This window comes from Actinomadura chokoriensis, assembly GCF_039529475.1.
In the GTDB taxonomy this organism is placed as follows: domain Bacteria; phylum Actinomycetota; class Actinomycetes; order Streptosporangiales; family Streptosporangiaceae; genus Spirillospora; species Spirillospora bangladeshensis.
In genome coordinates this window covers 44,512-62,909 of sequence record NZ_BAAAMW010000033.1, presented here as the reverse complement: position 1 = coordinate 62,909, position 18,398 = coordinate 44,512, and the positions used below count along the sequence as shown (strand labels likewise).

Sequence of the window (18,398 nt, the reverse complement as noted above, 5' to 3'; positions counted from 1 at the left end):
GCCCGGCCGCAGCGCCCCGGGCCGTGCCCCGGGCGGCGGCGCGGCGGCCATCGGGGCGGCGACCGGGCGGTCCGGCGGCGGCGCGTCCAGCAGCAGCTTCATCTGGCTCTTCCGCCGCCCGTACACCAGGTACAGGACGATGCCGACGGCCATCCAGATCGCGAAGTACGCCCAGGTCTCGACCTTGAGGTTCAGCATCAGCCAGCCGACCGCGACGATCGTCGCGATCACGACCAGCGGCGCCGCGGGCATCCGGAACGGCCGGTGCAGGTCGGGCTGGGAGTGCCGCAGCGCGAGGACGGCGGCGGCGACGAACAGGAACGCGAACAGCGTCCCGATCACGACGAGCTGCTCCAGCGTCAGCACGTCGAACGTCTGCGACATGACCACCGCCGCGCCGCCCGCGAGCAGCGTGGCGCGGGAGGGCACCTTGTACCGGCTCATCGCGGCGATCGGGCGCGGCAGCAGCCCGTCCCGGGCCATCGAGAACACCACCCGGGTCAGGCTGATCATCACCACCAGGATCACGGTGGTCAGCGCCAGCACCGCGCCGACGTCGACGATCTTGCCCATCGCGCCCGCGCCGACCTCGTCGAACGCGGCGGCCAGCAGCAGCTTCTCCGGGTCGAGCTTGGCGAACCCGTCCATCCCGACCATGCCGACGAGCGCGATCGCCACCGCCGCGTACAGCACGATCGCGGTGAGCAGGGCGGTGAGGATGCCGCGCGGCACCTTGCGGGGCGCGTCGTCGGTCTCCTCCGAGGCGGTCGCGATGAGGTCGAACCCGATGTAGGCGAACGCGATGGCGGGCGCGGCGGCGAACAGGCCCCAGACGCCGAACACGTGCGGGGTGCCGCCGCCGAACGCGCCGAGCACGGCGTCCAGCACCGTCTGGTCGCCCTCCGGCGCGGGCCGCGCGGGCGGGATGAACGGGGTGAGGTTGCCGGCGTCGAAGAACTTCAGGCCGGTGGCGATGACGAGCCCGATCACGATGACCTTCGCCATCACCATGTACCACAGCGTCTTCAGGCTCATCCGGCTGCCGGTGGCGAGCATCACCACGACCAGCAGCAGGATGCCGAAGGCCAGCACGTCCGGGCCCTTGACCTGGCCGATCACCTCGCCGAGCCAGCCCGGGATCGGCACTCCGAAGTCGTGCAGCGCCTGCGTGAAGTACAGCGACCACACCCGCGCGAGCACGGACGCGGCCAGCAGCAGCTCCATGATCAGCGCCCAGCCGACGACCCACGCCCACACCTCGCCGAACGCGACGTAGCTGAAGGAGTAGGCGCTGCCCGCCACCGGGATGATCGACGACAACTCCGCGAACGCCAGCGCGGCCAGCACGCACACCCCGCCCGCGATGAGGAAGGAGATGAGCACGCCGGGCCCGGCGGTCGAACTGGCCTGCTCGCCGGCGATCTTGAAGATGCCGGAGCCGATCATCACGCCGAGGCCCAGCACGACGAGGTCGCGGGTCCGGTAGACCACGCGGAGGCGGTGCCGTCCGCCGTAGAGCCGTCCGGTGGCCTGTTCCACCGGCAGCCGGCGGAACATGTTGTTGCGCATGCGCATGTCCCAGGTCATAGGTCGTCCCCCCAGGCCGGGGGCCAGGGTCAGTGCACCCGCGCCGCTGTTCGCGAGGTGATGGTTTGCCGAAGTCCCTAAGAATTCACCACGTATGACCATAATCGCAACGTTTTCGCCCCGTGGGATGTCGTCTCATCGTTGTCGCATCCTGCCAAAGCGCAGGTCGGCGACATGCCGCAGCGGCGCCCTCACGCTCGGCGCACGCCCGCGGAACCATTTCCTCATGGACCGTTCCGATGGAATACGTCCATTTTCCGTTGATGGAAAGCGCTTTCGACTCGGGTTCGCGCGGCGTCCGGGGTCGGCCGGTGCGGACGGTGGCATCGCACGAAGATCGGTGGCACCGTAGGGACGCCGCGTACGTCTGGAGGTCCGGTGTCCCGCTCCCCGTCACGCCCGAAACCCGCACGCGTGCGGCGCCGCACGGCGCTCGCCGCCGCGCTGACCGTCGCCGCGTCGCTGACCGTCCCCGCCGCCCACGCCACCGCCCACGCCGCCGCGCCCGTCCCCGCGCCCGTCCCCGCGCCCGGGCCGCACGCCGGGCCCGCGCGGCCGCCGGTCAATCAGCCGGTCGCGACCGGGTACGGCGGCGCCGTCTCCACGGTCGACCTGGACGCCAGCCGCACGGCCCTGGACGTCCTGAAGCGCGGCGGCAACGCGATGGACGCGGCCGTCGCCGCCGGCGCCGCGCTCGGCGTCACCGAGCCGTACGTGTCCGCGATCGGCGGGGGCGGCTACATCACCTACTACGACGCGCGGACACGCCGCGTCCACGCGCTCGACGGCCGCGAGTTCGCCCCCGAGCGGATGAGGCAGGACAGCTTCATCGACCCCGCCACCGGCCGGCCGCTGCCGTTCGACCAGGCCGTCACCAGCGGGCTCGGCGTCGGCGTGCCCGGCACCCTCGCCCAGTGGGACCTCGGCCTGCGCCGCTTCGGCACCCGCGACCTCGGCACCCTGCTGCGCCCGGCGATCAGGCTCGCCGACCGGGGATTCGTCGTCGACCAGGAGTTCCACGACCAGACGGCGGTGAACGAGGCCCGCTTCCGCGACATCGTCCCCACCCGGAGGCTCTTCCTGCCGGACGGCGAGGTGCCCGAGGTCGGCTCGGTGTTTCGCAACCCCGACCTCGCCGACACCTACCGGCAGCTCGCCAAGCGCGGCGTCGACTGGTTCTACGAGGGCGGGCTCGGCAAGGAGATCGCGAGGACGGTCGCCAGGCCGCCGGTGGACCCGGACGCGACCCGGAACGTCCGCCCGGGGCTGATGGAGCGCGGCGACCTCGCCGCCTACCGGGCCGTGGTCCGCAAGCCCACGCACGTCCCCTACCGGGGGATGGACGTGTACGGGATGCCGCCGTCGTCGTCCGGCGGCGCCACGATCGGTGAGGCGCTCACCATCCTGGGCAACTTCCGCCTCGACGCGCGCGACCCGGTCACGGCCCTGCACTACTACCTGGAGGCGTCCAAGCTCGCCTACGCCGACCGCGGCCGCTACCTCGGCGACGCCGACAAGGTGGACGTGCCGCTGGACGAGCTGCTGTCCGCCGGGTTCGCCCGCGAGCGCGCCTGCCTGATCAAGCCGGACCAGGCCGCCGCCGCGCCGGTCGCGCCCGGCTCGCCCGACGGGAGCTACGAGCCCTGCATCCCGCCCGGCACGCAGACCCGCGCGCTGGCGTTCGAGGGGCCGCAGACCACCCACCTCGTCGTCGCCGACAAGTGGGGCAACGTCGCGTCCTACACGGTGTCGATCGAGCAGTTCGGCGGCAGCGGCATCACCGTCCCGGGCCGGGGCTTCCTGCTCAACAACGAGCTGACCGACTTCTCCTTCCAGCCGCCCGCGCCCGGCCAGGCGCCCGACCCGAACCTGCCCGGCCCGCACAAGCGCCCGCGCAGCAGCATGTCCCCGACGCTCGTGCTGAAGGACGGGCGACCGAAGCTCGCGCTCGGCACCCCCGGCGGGTCGACGATCATCACGACCGTGCTGCAGATCCTGATGAACCGCATCGACCTCGGCATGGACCTGCCCGCCGCGCTCGGCGCGCCCCGCGCGACGCAGCGCAACACCCCGCTCGTGTACGCCGAGCAGCCGTTCATCGACCGGTACGGCCGCGGCCTCGCCGCGCGCGGGCACCGGCTGGAGGTCTTCCCGGGCCCGCCCGCGGGCGTGATCGGCGCCGCGACCGGGCTGGAGTTCCTGCGGCCGGGGCTCGTCCAGGCGGTCGCCGAGCCGGTCCGGCGGGGCGGCGGCAGCGCGCTGGTCGTCCGCCCGGCCCGGTGACCGGCCCGGTGACCCGCCCGGTGACCGGCCCGGTGAGGGCGTGCGCGGACGGTGAGCGGGAAGGAGTCGGGCCATGGCGCACTCTTACGTGCAGGTGACGACCACGACCGACTCCCGGGCGGAGGCCGCCGAGCTCGCGCGGTCGGCGGTCGCCGAGCGGCTCGCCGCCTGCGCGCAGCTGGTCGGCCCGATCGCCAGCACCTACTGGTGGGAGGGCGAGATCGAGTCGGCGGAGGAGTGGATGGTGCTCTTCAAGACCTCCGCCGACCGCTTCGACGAGCTCGCCTCCCTCATCACCGAGGTGCACTCCTACGACACCCCGGAGATCATCGCGACGCCGGTGGTGGCGGGCAGCATGGACTACCTCGCCTGGATCACCGAGCAGACCGAGCCCGGCGAACGCGACGACGCCGTGGAGGATCCCGCCGAGGACTGACCGCGGACGCCGCCCCTTGGCCGTGTGACCTGCGTCATGGCAGGGTAAGTTCTTGTTTACCCTGGCCGGACGGGTTCCGCCGGTCGAGGCGGCGGATGAGAGGCGGTCGATGTGCGCGAGTCGAGCGAGGTGGGAGCGGACCGGGGCCTGTTCGGGCCCGGCTCGGTGACCTGGCGGGTCATGGGCGAGCCCGTCCTGATCGTCGGGGGGATCAGGGCGCTGCTGCTCCAGGCCCTCCATCCCCGCTCCATGTGGGGGACCGCGCAGAACTCCGAGCTGATGGACCCCTCGGCCGCGTGGGCGCGGCTGACCCGGACGGTCGAGTTCGTCCGCGTCCGCACCTACGGGACGGAGGAGGAGGTCGAGCGGGTCGGCCGCCGCGTCCGCCGGCTGCACGCCAAGCTGACCGGCCTCGACATGCGGACCGGGGAGACGTTCCCGATCGACGACCCGGAGAACCTGCTCTGGGTCCACATGGGCGAGGTCGACTCCTACCTCGACGTGGCGCGCCGCGCCGGCGTCCCGCTGTCCGGCGAGGACGCCGACACGTTCGTGGACGAGCAGCGCCGCGCCGCCGAGGTCGTGGGCCTCGACCCGGCGGACGTGCCCGCGACGGTCGCCGAGATGCGCGAGTACTACGAGGAGATGCGGCGGAAGATCTACGCGTGCCGGGAGGCGCGCGAGGGGCTGCGCCGCATGTTCAGCCCGTCCGTCCCGCGCAACCTGCTGCCGCTGAAGCTCGCCGCTCCCGCCGTCGGGACGCTGACCGTCGCGACGCTGCCGCGCTGGGCGCGCCGCATGTACGGGCTGCCGGGGCTGCCGACGTCCGACCTCGCGGCCACCCTGACGCTGAAGGGCCTGTACCAGACCACGCGGGTCGTCCCGGAGCGGTACCGGTACTCGCCGGACGCGCGGCGGGCCAGGCGCCTCACGCGCGAGCACGAGACGGGCCTGGCCACCTGGTCGATCGCGTCCTGAGCGGCGCCGGGCGGCTCACGCCATCGGCGGCGGCGCGTCCGCGTTCTCCTCGTCGTGCCGCACCCCGTGCATGGGCAGCAGCAGCGCCGGGACGATCAGCAGCGCGGTGAGGATCAGCGCGACCCAGAACGTGCTGCCGAACGCGTCGGCGAGCTTGGGCGCGATCTGCTGCCGCACCTGCTCGGGGATCGCGCCGACCCCGCCTCCGCCGCCCCCGCCGGCCGCCTGCGGGATCCGGTCGCCGATCTCGCGGGCCAGGATGACGGCGAGCAGCGCGGTGCCGACCGACCCGCCGAGCTGCACGATGATGTTCAGCGAGCTGCTGGCCCGCGACACGGCCTCGCGGCGCAGCGTGGTGAGCGCGGCCGACATCGTCGGCATCATCGTGCAGCCGAGCCCGATGCCCCGCACGACCAGCGCGCCGCCGAGCAGCCAGTAGGAGGTGTCGGCCGTGACCAGGGCGAACGGGACGGTGCCGAGCACCAGCAGCGCGATGCCGAGCGGCACGATGCGCCCGGCCCCGAACCGGTCGGTGATCACGCCGGCCACCGGCATCGCGAGGGCCGCGCCGATGCCCTGCGGGGCCAGCAGCAGGCCCGCGGCGAACGCGCCCTCGCCGCGCGCGGTCTGGTAGAAGAGCGGGATCAGCAGCATCGAGCCCATCAGCGCGATGCCGACGAGGAACACCGCGACGGACGCGGTCGCGAACGTCCGGTCGGTGAACAGCCGGACGTCGATCAGGGAGCGCTCGCGGCGGCGCAGGCTGTGCAGCACGAACAGGCCCACCAGGACCGCGCCCGCGATCAGCCAGCCGACCGTCCTGGCGTTGCCGAAGCCGCCCTCGCTGCTCGCGGTGGACAGGCCGTAGATCAGCAGAGCGAACCCGGGCGGCAGCAGGAGCAGCCCGCGCAGGTCCAGCGCCGACGCGCCGCCCTCGCCCCGGCCGCGCGGCACCTTCCACCAGGCGAGCGCGAAGGCCAGCGCGCCGACCGGCACGTTCACGAAGAAGATCCAGCGCCAGTCGACGTCCTCGACCAGCCAGCCGCCGATCACCGGGCCGAGCACGGGCCCGAGCAGCATCGGCACGCCGACGATGCTCATGATCCGGCCGAGCCGGCGCGGCCCGGCCGCCATCGTCAGGATGGCCATCCCGGTCGGCATCAGCATGCCGCCGCCGAGCCCCTGCACCACCCGGAAGACGATCAGCGAGCCGATGTTCCAAGCCGCGCCGGACAGCACGGACCCGACCACGAACAGCACGATCGAGGTCAGCCACACGCTCCGCCCGCCGAACCGGTCGACGGCCCAGCCGGTGAGCGGGATGACGCTGCCCATGGCCAGCAGGTAGCCGGTGATGACCCACTGGATCGTGGACAGGTCGGTGTGGAAGTCGCGCCCGAGCGTCTCCAGGGCCACGTTGACGATCGTGGTGTCCAGGATCGCCATCACGGTGCCGGCGACGATCACGAGGCCGAGCACGATCGTCCGCCGGTCGAGCCGTTCGCCGCCGGTGCCGCCCGGCGGCGCCACCTTGATGGACGGGCTTTCGGCCATGTCGCCCCCCTTGACTGAAGGTCCGGTAGCCCGGAGTCCCCGTGGCTCAAGACGTGAAACATCTTGAAGTTCAATGTTTTGCAGTGCATCACGAAATATGTTGAACTTCAAGGTATGTCCGAGGATCGATTCGCCGCCGACGCGTCGATCGACGCCGACATGGAGACGATGGTGCAGCTCCTGAGCCGGACGATGCGCGGCATGAAGGGCGCGCGCCCCGAGGCCGAGGACCTCATCCACCGGGTGAAGGAGGCCGGGCTCGGGCCCCGGCACGTGCCCGCGCTGATGCAGCTCGTCCTGCACGGCCCGGCGCCGGTGGGCGTCCTCGCCCGGCACATGGCGCTCAACCCCGCCACGGTCAGCCAGCTCGTCGGCGAGCTGCAGCGCGGCGGCTTCGTCGACCGGCGGCCGGACGAGCGGGACCGCCGCCGCATGATCGTCAGCCTGGCCGAGGCGCACCGCGCCGCGATCGAGCGGTTCGCCTGGCGCCGGCTGCGCCCGCTGCGCGCCACGCTGGAGGCGCTGACCCCGACCGAGCGCAGGCACTTCCTGCACGGCTGGCGCACGCTCGCCGAGAACATGGAGCTCCGCGGCCCCCTCGCCGCCGACGACACGCCCCCGGACTGCCCCGGAGACCACCATGAGCCGTGACCGCCCGAGGCCCATGACCATCGGGGCTCCGTGACCGTCCGGGTTCTGTGACCGTCCGAGCTCCGTGACCACCCGGAGTCCGTGACCACCTGGATCCGGACCGTCAGGGCCTCATGACCGCCCGAGCTCCGTGACCGCCGGGACTCCGTAATCGTCAAGGCTCCGTGACCCGGCTGGGCTCCAGGAGCGTCTGGGCGCCGTAGATCACCTGGAGCCGGTGATCATCGGGCCGGTCGTGCAGCGCGGCCGCGGTGATCATCGCGGGCCGGGGCCGCGGGCGGGGTCAGCCGCGGCGCATGAGGCGGCCGACGGCGGCCATCAGCTCGGTGGACATCTCGTCGCCCTTGCCCTCTTCCGCGCCCTCCGCCACGCAGTGCCGGACGTGCCCGTCCAGCAGGCCGAGCGCCACCTTGTCCAGCGCGGCCTGGACGGCGCTGATCTGGGTGAGGATGTCGATGCAGTAGCGGTCGTCCTCGACCATCCGGTCGATGCCGCGCACCTGGCCCTCGATCCGGGCCAGCCGGGTCTGCAGCTGGTCCTTGGTGGCGGTGTACCCGCGGGTGGGGGTCTCGCTGGTCGCCATTACCGTCCTCCGCAATCCTTCCGAGGGCGCACGCCCGGGTACCCCTGGGGGACATCCCCCAACAGGTACCTTATGCGCTGACCGGGGTTACGGCGGCGGGACGTTCCAGGCGCTGACGACCGGCCGGTCATGCTCGGTGCCGAGCGCCGAGAGCGTTCCGGTGCCGAGCGCGAACAGGCGCCCGAGCGCGGGCTCCAGGCCGAGCCACCGCGCCGTCAGCACCCGCAGGAAGTGGCCGTGCGCGACGAGCGCGACGTCGCCCTTCGAGAGCGGGCCGTCCGAGACCGGGCCGACCCGCGCGAGCACCGCGTCGGCCCGCGCGCCGACCTGCCCGACGGTCTCGCCCGGATGCCCGGCGCCGCCGGGGACGACCCCGTCGTCCCAGAGGAACCAGCCGGGACGCGTCTCCCGGATCTCGGCCGTGGTGATCCCCTCGTAGCCGCCGTAGTCCCACTCCCGCAGGTCCGGGTCGGTCTCCGCGGCGGGCAGCCCGGCGAGCTCGGCGGTCCGCCGCGCCCGCTCCGCCGGGCTGACCAGCGTCCGCACGATGCGCCGCTCCTTGAGCGCCGCGCGCAGGGCCCGCGCCTGCTCCTCGCCGCGCGCGGTCAGCGGCACGTCCGTCAGCCCGGTGTGCCGCCGCGCCCGGCTCCACTCGGTCTCCCCGTGCCGCACCAAGATCAGCTCTCCCATGGTGGAGTGTCTACCCGGCGGGCGGACGTCCCGGAACCCCGGGAGGGGTGAGGGCGCGGGGGAGATCCGTCAGTCCAGGATCGACGTGAGCGGCGTGTAGGGGAGGCCGTGGGCCTCGGCGACGTGGTCGTAGACGAGGTCGCCGGCGTGCGTGTTGAGGCCCCGCGCCAGGGCGCCGTTCTCGCGGAGGGCCCGGTGCCAGCCCTTGTCGGCGATCTGCACGGCGTAGGGGAGCGTCACGCCGGTGAGGGCGTAGGTCGAGGTGTTCGGGACGGAGCCGGGCATGTTCGCCACGCAGTAGAACGTCGAGCCGTGCACCGTGTAGGTGGGGTCGGCGTGCGTGGTGGGGCGGGAGTCCTCGAAGCAGCCGCCCTGGTCGATGGCGATGTCCACCAGGACGGACCCGGCCTTCATCGCCGCGACCAGGTCGTTGGAGATCAGCTTGGGCGCGCGGGCGCCGGGGATCAGCACGGCGCCGATGACGAGGTCGGCGGCGCGGGCCTCCTGCTCGACGGTGTAGGAGCTGGACACGAGCGTCCGCAGCCGGCCCTGGTAGATCGCGTCGATGTGGCGGAGGCGGTCGACGTCCACGTCCATGACGGTCACGTCCGCGCCCATCCCGACGGCGATCTGCGCGGCGTTGAGGCCGGACACGCCGCCGCCGATGACGACGACCTTGGCCGGGGCCACGCCCGGCACGCCGCCCGGCAGCACGCCGCGCCCGCCGTTGGACGCCATCAGGTTGTAGGCGCCGACCTGCGGGGCGAGCCGCCCGGCGACCTCCGACATGGGCGCGAGCAGCGGCAGCGACCGGTCCGGCAGCTGGACGGTCTCGTAGGCGATCGCGGTGACGCCGGCGGCCAGCAGCGCGTCGGTGCACGCGCGGGACGCGGCGAGGTGCAGGTAGGTGAACAGGACCTGCCCGCGCCGCATCCGGTGGTACTCGGGCGCGACCGGCTCCTTGACCTTGAGGATCAGGTCGCCCTCGGCCCACACCTCGTCCGGGCCGTCCAGGATCTTGGCGCCGGCGGCGGCGTAGTCGTCGTCGGGGATCGCTGACCCGAGGCCGGCGCCGCGCTCGGCGAACACCTCGTGGCCGTGCCGGGTCAGCTCGTGCACGCCCGCCGGCGTGATCGCCACCCGGTACTCGTGGTTCTTGATCTCTCGCGGCACGCCGATCTTCACCGGGGGCTCCTCTGTCCACGCTGACCAGGACCTGTGCTTCCAGCGTGCGGTCCGGAGCCCGCCTCCGACCATGAGCAGTGTGTCAAGGCATCGTCTTCATCCGTGACAGTCTGTAAAGGCCGGTGGGTCCGGCGGCCGGTGGAACGTTGCACGCTACGGGCGCGCCGGCAGCCACTCGTCGGCGATCGCGACCGTCAGCTGCTCCAGCAACGGCCCGGTCCGCCGGACGCGGCGCTCCTCGTCCGGCTCGATGTCGGCCAGCGCGTACGCGGCCTGGATCCGCGCCTTGCGCAGCTGCTCGCCGGTGAGCGCGCGGCGGCCGGCCACCGCGACGACCGGCGCGCCCGCGCGGGCCGCGGCGCGGGCCGCCCCGATCGGCGCGGTGCCGCGCAGCGACCGGGTGTCGAGCGTGCCCTCGCCGGTGACGACCAGGCGGGCGCCGCGCGCCTTCCCGGCGAAGCCCAGCAGGTCGAGCAGCAGCGCCGGGCCCGGCTCGATCGTCGCGCCGAGGAAGGTGAGCGCGGCGAACCCGACGCCGCCGGACGTCCCGGCGCCCGGCAGGTCGCGGGCCGCCCGCCGGGCCGCCGCCTCCGCGAGATCGGCCCAGCGGCGCAGCCCCGCGTCCAGCACCCGCACCTCGTCGCGGCTCGCGCCGCGGCGCGGGCCGTCCACGGCGGCGGCGCCGGTGCGGCCGAGCAGCGGCCCCGCGGAGTCGCCCGCCACCACCACCTCGACGCCCGACAGGTCGGGCAGGCCGCGCAGGTCGAGGGCGTGCAGCGAGCGCAGCGCCGCCCCGCCCGGCGGCAGGTCCTTGCCGAGCGCGTCCAGCAGCCGCCCGCCGAGCCCCTGCACGAGGCCCGCGCCGCCGTCGGTGCAGGCGCCGCCGCCGAGCCCGAGCACGATCCGGCGGGCACCGAGCCGTAACGCGTGCGCGACCAGCTGGCCCGTCCCGAGGCTGGAGGCGGTGAGCGGGCGCGGCTTGCCGCCCGGCAGCCGGCGCAGCCCGGACGCCTCGGCCAGCTCCACCACGGCGCTGCGGCCGTTCAGCGCCAGCCGCGCGGTGACCGGCCGCCCCGTCGGCCCGCACACCTCGACCTGGACCCGGCGCCACCCGGCCGCGACCGCGGCCTCCACGGTGCCCTCGCCGCCGTCGGCCACGGGCAGCTCCACCAGCGGGACGTCCGGCCGGGCACGGCGCAGCCCGGCCGCGAGATGCCGGGCCGCCTGCGCCGCGGTCAGCGCCCCCGGGAACCTGTCAGGCGCCAGCAGGACGTGACCCGGCGGAGACGGACGGGAGGGAGAGTCCGCGGACACCACAGCCACGCCTTTCACGCCGGGAGGTAAGGCCCTACCTTCTGCTTACGCCATGACGGCACTATTTGACACCCGCAAACGCGTCCCAGAGTCTCAAATGGCCGCAGAGCCGTGTTCTCCCGGAGCGGCTAGCGCACGTCCAGCCACTGCTCGATCGGGTTGATCGCGAAGAAGACCAGGAACAGCAGCACCACCGGCCACAGCCAGACCGACACCTCGCGGATCTTGCCCTTGGCCAGCTTGATCAGCGCGTAGGCGACCATCCCGCCGCCGATCCCGATGGTGATCGAGAACGTGAACGGCATCAGCACGATGGTGAGGAACGCCGGGATCGTCAGCTCCAGGTCGCTCCAGTCCACCTTGGCGACCTGCGTCATCATCAGCGCGCCGACCACGACCAGCGCGGGCGCGGCGGCCTGCGCGGGGACGGTCGCGGCGAGCGGGGTGAGGAACAGCGTCACGGTGAACAGCGCGCCGGTGGCGAGGTTGGCGAGGCCGGTCCGGGCGCCCTCGCCGACGCCGGCCGCCGACTCGACGAACACCGTGTTGGCGGACGAGCTGGTGACGCCGCCGAACGCGGCGGACAGGCCGTCCACCGACAGGATCCGGCCGAGCCGCGGCACCTCGCCCTTCTCGTTCAGCAGCCCCGCCTCGTCGCTGACCCCGAGGATCGTGCCCATCGCGTCGAAGAAGCCCGACAGCACCAGGGTGAACAGCACGACCAGCGCGGTGATCACCCCGGCCCGGCCGAACCCGCCGAACAGGTCGATCTCCCCGAACAGCCCGAAGTCGGGCGCGGCGAACAGCTGGTCGGGCATGTTCGGGGTGACCACGCCCCAGCCGCCCTCCTTGATGGAGGCGTTCTCCTGGATGGCGACCGCGCCGATCGTCCCGGCGATGATGCTGATCAGGATGGCGCCGGGCACCCGCCGCACGTACAGCACGATCATCAGCAGCAGGGTGAGCGCGAACACCAGCGTCGGCCAGGTGGCCAGGTGGCCGCCGGTGCCGAGGGACAGCGGCGGGCTCGTCGCGCTGGAGGTGACGAACCCCGAGTCGTAGAGGCCGACCAGCGCGATGAACGCGCCGATGCCGACCGCGATCGCGTGCTTGAGCGCCAGCGGGATCGAGTTCATGATCCGCTCGCGGATGCCGGTCAGCGCGAGGACGATGATGACCACGCCCTCGATCACCACCAGGCCCATCGCCTGCGGCCAGGTCATCACCGGCGCCGCCTGGAACGCCACCACCGCGTTGATGCCGAGGCCCGCGGCGAGCGCCAGCGGAGCGTTCCCGACCAGGCCCATGATCACCGTGGTGACCGCGGCGGACAGCGCGGTCATCGTGGTCAGCTGCGGGATCGACAGCGTCGCGCCGGTGACGTCCTTCGCCCCGCCGAGGATGATCGGGTTCAGCAGGATGATGTAGGCCATCGCGAAGAACGTGGTGACCCCGCCGCGCAGCTCGCGCGGCACCGTGGTGCCCCGCGCGGTGAGCTCGAACAGCCGCTCCAGCGGCCCGCCCCCGCCGGCCGGCGGCGATTCGTCGGTCTTCGCGGTACTGGTCTTGGACATGGCGGGCGCTCATCTCTGCGCGGCGGTGGTTCCGGCGGCGTAGAGCCGGATTCGGGCGAGCACAGATTAGCCGGTGCGAACTCCGCAGCGTGACGGGGGCGTTGGCGGGGCGGGGGCGCGCCCCAAAGCCCGCCCCTATAGCCTGCCGGAGTGCGGATTCGAACACGCTTCGGTACCGAATACGGCGAATCGCGGGCCTGACCGGCCGGGATATCGGCACACTTGAGGACCTGAGTCGGCTTCATCCTCGCCCCGCGCGCGGCGATTACCTGGTAGGCGGTGGTCACACGATGGATCGGGAGACACTGGGGCAGCGGATCCGCGCCCTGCGGATCCGGCAGGGCGTGAGCCAGGCGCAGCTCGCCTTCCCCGAACTGTCCGACAGCTACATCTCGCTGATCGAGAGCGACAAGCGGGTGCCGGCCCCGAGCGTGGTGGAGCTGCTGGCCGCGAAGCTGAACTGCTCGGCGACCTACCTCGTCAGCGGCGTCAGCGAGGACGTCGTGGACGAGCTGCGCGTCACCCTCGACTACGCCGAGATCGCGCTCAGCAACGGCGCGGCGGCCGAGGCGCGGGCCAGGTTCGCCGAGGTCCTCGCGAGCGCGGACGCGGTCGCGCTGCCCGACATGCTGCACCAGGCGCGCTGGGGGCACGCGCTCGCGCTGGAGGCCGCGGGCGAGCTGGAGGGGGCGATCGCCGAGCTGACCGCGCTGACCGAGGAGGCCTCCGCCGAGGCCGACCTCGACCACTGGGCGAAGGTGCACGTCGCGCTGAGCCGCTGCCTGCGCGAGCGCGGCGACGTCAGCGCGGGCGTCGAGGCGGCCGAGCGCGCGCTGCGGCACCTCATCGCCACCGGCGCCGACTCGACCGACGCGGCCGTGCTCCTCGGCGCGGCCCTGCTCGCCGCGTTCATCGAGCGCGGCGACCTCGTCCGGGCCCGCCAGCTCGCCGCCCAGCTCGTCGAGCGGGCCGAGCGGATCGGCAGCCCCCGGGCGCGGATGGTCGCCTGCTGGGAGGCCGCCTACGTCGCGGAGATCCGCGGCGAGTACGAGGAGGGCGTCACGCTCGCCGAGCGGGCGCTGATGCTGGCCGGCGACGGCGAGGACCCCCGCGACCTGAACCGGCTCCGCGTGATCTACGCCGGGCTGCTGCTGCGCGCCCGCCCCGACCAGGCCGCCCGCGCCCGCGAGCTGCTGGCCCGGGTGCGCGGCGAGATCAGCGCCAGCTCGTCCGGGGAGATCGACGTCGCCTGGTGCCTGACCGAGCTGGCCCGCGCGGAGACCGCGCTCGGCCGTCCCGCCGAGGCGGTGGCGCTCGCCGAGGAGGCCCTCGACCTGCTCGGGGACGCCCCGCGCCGGGCCACCGCCGGGGCGCTGACCGTGCTCGGCGAGGCGTCGGTGCGGCTCGGCCGCCGCGACCGCGCCGTCGAGGTGCTGACCCGCGCCGCGACCTGCCTGGAGCAGATGGAGTCCTCCCGCGAGGCCGCGCAGGCGTGGTTCGACCTCGCCGAGGTCCTGTCCGAGGCCGGCACCGCCGAGGAGTCCCGGATGGCGGCCTACCGCCGCGCGCTCACCTGCGTGGGGGTGTAGCCGAACCATCTCGGACGGCGCCGCGTCCATAATGCTGCGAGTTGTTCGAGGTGGGGGAGTCGCTGGTGTTCGGTGTGGTTCGTCCGTGCAGGCATGTGCTGTGCGGCTCGCTGTTCAAGGACTGGATGGCCCACCTGTGCGGGCTCTGCCTGACGCTGCGGGCCGAGCACGGCCAGGCCGCGCGGCTCGTCACCAACTACGACGGGCTGCTGGTGTCGGTGCTGGTCGAGGCGCAGGCCCCCGAGCTGTCGCCGCGCCGCAAGGCCGGGCCGTGCGCGCTGCGCGGGATGAAGACCGCCGAGGTCGTCACGGCGAAGGCGCGGGGCGCGCAGCTCGCGGCCGCCGCGTCGCTGCTGCTCGCCGCGGGCAAGGCGCGCGACCACGTCGCGGACGGCGACGGGCCCTACGCGCGCCGCCTGGTCGCCGCCGCGGCGGGGCGGATGGCCGACCGCTGGGACGCCGCCGGCGGCCGGACGGGCGCCGCGGTCGGCTTCGACCCGTCCGCGCTGCGCGACGCGGTCGCCCGGCAGCCGCTGCTGGAGTCGGCGCCGGGGCTCGGCCTCCTCGACCTGACCGAGCCCACCGAGACGGCCGTCGCCGCCGTGTTCGCGCACACGGCCGTCCTCGCGGGCCGGGAGGGCAACGCCGAGGCGCTCGCCGAGGCCGGCCGCTTCTTCGGCCGCGTCGCCCACCTCGTCGACGCCGTCGAGGACCTCGCGGACGACCGGGAGGCCGGCGCCTACAACCCCCTCCTCGCCACCGGCACCACCCTCGACGAGGCCCGGCGGCATGCGGACGACGCCCTGCACGGGCTCCGCCTCGCCCTCGCCGACCTGGAGCTGGAGCGGCCGCGGCTCGTCCGGGCGCTGCTGGACCGGGAGGTGGGCCGCTCCGTCGACCGGGTCTTCGCCGATCCGGAGAACCAGTCGAGGCACGGCCCCCGGCGGCCGCGCCCCGGCTGGCCGATCCCCTGCTTCACCGGGGCGGCCGTGTGCGTGACCTGCGGCGTCTTCCAGCCCGAGTGGAGCGACCACCACGGCGACTCGTGCGGGGACCGCTGCTGGTGCACCCGGCACTGCGACGACGGCTGCGGCGACTGCTGCGAGTGCTGCAACTGCTGCGACTGCGACTGCGATTGCGACTGCTGCGACGGCTGCTGCTGCGACTGCGGCTGACCGCGCTCCCGCGGCAACGCGATAGCACGACCCGGAACGGGCCATGGCGACCGGCTCAGTAAGGTGGACGCAGCCCTTCAACTCACTACAGAACCCGGCCCTCCATGAACATCCGCAAGCCCCGCCGGGCCGTGCGGCGCCTCGGCGTCGTCGCGGCCCTCGCCCTCGCCCTCGGCGCCGTGACCGCCACCTCCGCGCTCGCGCACACCCGGCTCATCGACAGCACCCCCGGCAAGGGCGCGTCCGCCGAGTCGGTCACCGAGATCAAGCTGGTCTTCAGCGACGAGATCAGCCTGGCGAAGGTGGTCGTCACCGACGCGCAGAAGAAGACCTACCAGTCGGGTGAGGCGGAACGCTCCGGCACGACGGTGACGCAGAAACTGGCGGGGCCGCTGCCCGCCGGGTCCTACACCGTGGCCTACCGGGTCGTCGGCGAGGACGGGCACCCGATCGAGAACGCCGACCTGACGTTCACCGCGACCGGGGGCGAGGCCGCCGCCCCCGCGCCGTCCGCGGGCGCGGTCGGCGCGGAGGAGCAGGCGGGTACGGCCGCCACCACCGACGAGCAGCCGCTCAAGGCCGACCAGGAGGCCGAGAAGAAGGACTCCGGTTCCGGCGCGGTGCTCTGGGTGCTGATCGTCGTCGGCCTCGGGGTCGGCATCGGCATCGGGGTCGGCATCGTCTACCGCGCCAAGCGCAAGCACCAGGCGGCGACCGGAAGTGAATAGCGGTGACTAAGGGCAGCCTGGTCGTCTGGCGGGCCGCCGCGGTCGCGGTGGCCGCGGCCGGGGCCGGCCTCGTGGCCGCCCTGGTCCTCGGCGGCTCGGTCGCCGAGAAGGTCATCCCCGGCCTCGGCGACGCCGGCGCGCTGACCCGATGGGGGCTGCCGGCCGCCCGCACGGCGATGGACCTGCTGTCCGCGCTGACCGTCGGCGCCCTGCTCGCCGCCGCCGCGTTCCTGCCCGTCGAGGGCGGGCGGGGCGCGCCGCGGCTGTCCAAGGACGCGATCGGCTACCTGAGCGTGGCGTCCTGGACCGCCGCCGGGTGGGCCGCCGCCGCGGCCGCCACCCTCGTCCTCACCGTCGCCGACGTCCTCGGCCGGCCGGTCGGGGAGGTTCTGACCGGCAGCGAGCTGAGCAGCTACGTCGGCTCGCTGCCGCAGGGCACCGCCCTGATGATCGTGGTGCTGCTGGCCGTGGTCGTGGCGCTGCTGGCGCGCACCACGACCACGCCCGGCGCCGCGTTCGGGCTGCTCGCGATGGCCGCGGTCGCGCTGCTGCCCGCGCCGCTGACCGGGCACTCGGCCTCCGCCGCCAACCACGCCACCGCGACGACCGGCGTCGCGCTGCACGTCGCCGCGGTCGCGCCGTGGGTCGGCGGGCTCGCCATCGTCGGCGCGCACGCGCTGCTGCGCCGCGACAAGCTCGCGATCATGGCGGACCGGTTCAGCCGGATGGCCCTCTGGTGCTACATCACCGTCGGCGTCAGCGGCCTGGTGAACGTCATCGCCCGGCTGCCCGACCCCGCCGAGCTGGTGACCACGAACTACGGGCGGCTCGCGCTCGGCAAGATCATCGCGTTCGCGGTGCTGGGCTGGTTCGGCTGGTGGCACCGGGAGCGGACGCTGCCCGCCCTGCACGACCGCAAGCCCCGCGCCTTCGCCCGGTTCGCCACCGTCGAGGCGGCGGTGATGGCGGCCACCATGGGCCTCGCCGTCGCGCTGGCGCGCACCGCGCCGCCCCCGCCGACCGAGCCGGAGTCCGCGGTCAAGTCGCTGCTCGGCTACGACATGCCGCCCGAGGTCACCCCGGTGCGGCTGCTGACGCTGTGGCAGTTCGACCTGTTCTTCGCCGCCCTCGTCGCCGTCCTCGGCGGCCTCTACCTCGGCGCCGTCGTCCGGCTGCGGCGGCGCGGCGACTCCTGGCCGGTGGGCCGCACCGCCGCCTGGCTCCTCGGCCTGGTCAGCATCATCGCCGTCACGCAGACCGGCGTCGCCAAGTACGCGCCGATCCTGTTCAGCGTGCACATGGCGCAGCACATGGTGCTGAACATGCTGACGCCGATCCTCCTCGTCGTCGGCGCGCCGGTGACCCTGGCGCTGCGCGCGCTGAAGCCGGCCCGGGTGCGCGGCGACCTCGGCCCGCGCGAGTGGCTGACCGTGCTGCTGCACAGCCGCTACCTGCGGGTGATCGCGCATCCCGGGGTGGCCACGGTCATCTTCGTGGTGAGCCTGTTCGCGCTGTACTTCACGCCGCTGTTCGAGGCGGCGATGCGCAACCACCTCGGCCACATCGCGATGATGGTGCACTTCCTCGCGGCCGGGTCGCTGTTCTTCTGGGTGCTGCTCGGCGTCGACCCGGCGCCGCGCAAGCTGCCCTACCCCGCCCGGCTCATCCTGCTGTTCGTGACGATGCCGTTCCACGCGTTCTTCGGCATCGCCGTGATGAGCATGAGCCAGGCGCTGGCGCGCGGCTGGTACGCGGCCGTCGACCCGCCGTGGGGCACCACCGTCCTGCACGACCAGCACACCGGCGGCGCGATCGCCTGGGCGTTCGGCGAGATCCCGACGTTCATCGTCCTGATCGTGATGGCGTGCCAGTGGTACGCCGACGACCAGCGGCAGGCGCGGCGCTCGGACCGCAAGGCCGACCGCGCCGCGAGACCCGGCGGCCGTCCCGAGGACGACGAACTGGCCGCCTACAACGCCCGCCTCGCCAAGCTGGCCCAACTGGACAAGGCCGCCGAAGAACAAGGCAAGGCGTAGGACCGCACTCCCTCTCACGGGGGAGGGGCATCGGA

General features: G+C 73.7%; 15 protein-coding genes. 8 read left to right on the top strand and 7 right to left on the bottom strand.

Annotation, left to right across the window (positions count from 1 at the left end):
- Positions 1-1,587 (bottom strand): APC family permease (locus ABFX46_RS39480; protein ID WP_346049122.1); only part of this gene is annotated, 1,587 nt, incomplete at its 3' end.
- 414 nt (positions 1,588-2,001) lie between these two features.
- Between ABFX46_RS39480 and ggt the strand changes: the two genes are divergently transcribed.
- The 3 genes from ggt to ABFX46_RS39465 all read left to right on the top strand — a co-directional run bounded on the left by ggt (position 2,002) and on the right by ABFX46_RS39465 (position 5,284).
- Positions 2,002-3,870, top strand: coding sequence for a gamma-glutamyltransferase (ggt, locus tag ABFX46_RS39475; RefSeq protein ID WP_346049121.1), 1,869 nt, complete (start codon positions 2,002-2,004; stop codon positions 3,868-3,870).
- Between the two features lie 73 nt (positions 3,871-3,943).
- On the top strand, positions 3,944-4,306 hold the full coding sequence (cutA, locus tag ABFX46_RS39470) for a divalent-cation tolerance protein CutA (RefSeq protein WP_163056985.1): 363 nt from the start codon (positions 3,944-3,946) through the stop codon (positions 4,304-4,306).
- A 111-nt stretch (positions 4,307-4,417) separates the two neighbouring features.
- A complete protein-coding gene (locus ABFX46_RS39465; protein WP_346049120.1) occupies positions 4,418-5,284 on the top strand; it encodes an oxygenase MpaB family protein in 867 nt (288 codons plus the stop codon).
- Between the two features lie 15 nt (positions 5,285-5,299).
- Here the strand turns inward: ABFX46_RS39465 and ABFX46_RS39460 are convergent, their stop codons facing one another.
- Entirely contained in the window at positions 5,300-6,838 is a 1,539-nt protein-coding gene (locus ABFX46_RS39460; protein WP_346049119.1) for an MDR family MFS transporter, read from the bottom strand.
- Between the two features lie 114 nt (positions 6,839-6,952).
- Here ABFX46_RS39460 and ABFX46_RS39455 point away from each other — a divergent pair, with 114 nt between their 5' ends.
- Positions 6,953-7,489 carry a MarR family winged helix-turn-helix transcriptional regulator gene (locus ABFX46_RS39455; RefSeq protein ID WP_346049118.1) on the top strand — a complete coding sequence of 179 codons (537 nt, stop codon included), beginning with the start codon at positions 6,953-6,955 and terminating at the stop codon, positions 7,487-7,489.
- A gap of 283 nt (positions 7,490-7,772) precedes the next feature.
- Here ABFX46_RS39455 and ABFX46_RS39450 read toward each other — a convergent pair whose 3' ends face one another.
- The 5 genes from ABFX46_RS39450 to ABFX46_RS39430 form a co-directional block, all read right to left on the bottom strand.
- Positions 7,773-8,072: a metal-sensitive transcriptional regulator gene (locus ABFX46_RS39450; protein WP_346049117.1), complete on the bottom strand. Its 300-nt coding sequence runs from the start codon at positions 8,070-8,072 to the stop codon at positions 7,773-7,775.
- Positions 8,073-8,159: 87 nt separating this feature from the next.
- Positions 8,160-8,762 (bottom strand): histidine phosphatase family protein, encoded by a 603-nt coding sequence (locus ABFX46_RS39445; RefSeq protein ID WP_346049116.1) that lies wholly within the window; start codon positions 8,760-8,762, stop codon positions 8,160-8,162.
- A gap of 69 nt (positions 8,763-8,831) precedes the next feature.
- Entirely contained in the window at positions 8,832-9,947 is a 1,116-nt protein-coding gene (gene ald, locus ABFX46_RS39440) for an alanine dehydrogenase (protein ID WP_346049115.1), read from the bottom strand.
- A 153-nt stretch (positions 9,948-10,100) separates the two neighbouring features.
- On the bottom strand, positions 10,101-11,264 hold the full coding sequence (locus ABFX46_RS39435) for a glycerate kinase (protein ID WP_428831365.1): 1,164 nt from the start codon (positions 11,262-11,264) through the stop codon (positions 10,101-10,103).
- Positions 11,265-11,389: 125 nt separating this feature from the next.
- Positions 11,390-12,835 carry an NCS2 family permease gene (locus ABFX46_RS39430; protein WP_346049113.1) on the bottom strand — a complete coding sequence of 482 codons (1,446 nt, stop codon included), beginning with the start codon at positions 12,833-12,835 and terminating at the stop codon, positions 11,390-11,392.
- A 290-nt stretch (positions 12,836-13,125) separates the two neighbouring features.
- On the opposite strand from ABFX46_RS39430, the gene ABFX46_RS39425 reads away from it, so the two are divergent.
- From ABFX46_RS39425 to ABFX46_RS39410, 4 genes are all read left to right on the top strand, one after another.
- On the top strand, positions 13,126-14,424 hold the full coding sequence (locus ABFX46_RS39425; protein ID WP_346049112.1) for a helix-turn-helix domain-containing protein: 1,299 nt from the start codon (positions 13,126-13,128) through the stop codon (positions 14,422-14,424).
- A 50-nt stretch (positions 14,425-14,474) separates the two neighbouring features.
- Complete coding sequence (locus ABFX46_RS39420; protein WP_346049123.1) at positions 14,475-15,599, top strand: DUF5685 family protein; 1,125 nt, start codon at positions 14,475-14,477, stop codon at positions 15,597-15,599.
- A 104-nt stretch (positions 15,600-15,703) separates the two neighbouring features.
- The gene (locus ABFX46_RS39415) at positions 15,704-16,327 is read left to right on the top strand and encodes a copper resistance CopC family protein (protein ID WP_346049111.1); all 624 of its coding nucleotides are present in this window, start codon (positions 15,704-15,706) and stop codon (positions 16,325-16,327) included.
- A 2-nt stretch (positions 16,328-16,329) separates the two neighbouring features.
- Positions 16,330-18,363, top strand: coding sequence for a bifunctional copper resistance protein CopD/cytochrome c oxidase assembly protein (locus tag ABFX46_RS39410; protein WP_346049110.1), 2,034 nt, complete (start codon positions 16,330-16,332; stop codon positions 18,361-18,363).
- Positions 18,364-18,398 lie beyond the last annotated feature (35 nt).